The sequence below is a fragment of the Mesorhizobium sp. M7A.F.Ca.CA.004.04.2.1 genome (assembly GCF_004022825.1).
Lineage (GTDB): Bacteria > Pseudomonadota > Alphaproteobacteria > Rhizobiales > Rhizobiaceae > Mesorhizobium.
Genome location: NZ_RZPH01001606.1, coordinates 1 through 717 on the forward strand (window position 1 = coordinate 1; position 717 = coordinate 717).

Below are 717 nucleotides of genomic sequence, written 5' to 3' on the forward strand. Positions count from 1 at the left end.
CCATTGGTCGTCGCCATCGGTGAAATCAGGATTTTTCACGCGTGAGAACCCGATGGCCGGAACGCCCCAGAACGTCGCCTCCCGCGCAATGCCGAGCGTACCGGAATAGGCAAGGTCCTCGGCAGCGTTGCGGCCATCGTTGACGCCCGACAGCACAAGGCCCGGCTTCTCGGAATCGGCGAACAGCCAGGTCATGGCGCTTACCACGCAATCGGCCGGAGTGCCGGAACAGGAGTACCAGTTCGGTTTGACGCGCCGCATGGTCAACGGCCTGGCAATCGTCAATGACGAGCCGGCAGCGGTGCGCTTGCTGTCGGGCGCGACCACCCAGACATCGTCGCTCAACGCGCCGGCCGCATTGACCAGACGGGCAAGCCCCGGCGCTTCGATGCCGTCGTCGTTGCAAATCAGAATTCTCATCGTTTTCTTGCCTCCGACACCACTATGCGCTGGCCGGTGCGGCATTGCGTGCGCAGCGACGGGATGTGGGTTTGCAGATCGCCGAGAAGGTCCGGCGTGCAGGAATGACCGAGTGCGGCGGGACGACCGGCCTTCTCCCAGATGTCGACATTGCCCGGCAGCGTCGGATGGGTCGGCATGCGCACCCAGTCCGCTCGGCCGGCCTTGTGCAACAGATCGCCCGGCGAGCCTGACGGCAGATGGCCGGTAAGCAGCACCGGAAAACCGGAATGGTCGGCACGCGGCAAGAGGCGCGAT

At 64.7% G+C, this 717-nt stretch carries 1 protein-coding gene and 1 pseudogene; both read right to left on the minus strand.

Translation table 11 applies throughout. The features are described 5' to 3' along the window. Positions 1-420 (minus strand): 5'/3'-nucleotidase SurE (locus EN893_RS36435; RefSeq protein WP_281062546.1); only part of this gene is annotated, 420 nt, incomplete at its 3' end. Further along, positions 417-717 (minus strand): annotated as a pseudogene (locus tag EN893_RS36440) (MBL fold metallo-hydrolase); the annotation flags it as partial. The gene EN893_RS36435 and the pseudogene EN893_RS36440, both read right to left, overlap by 4 nt.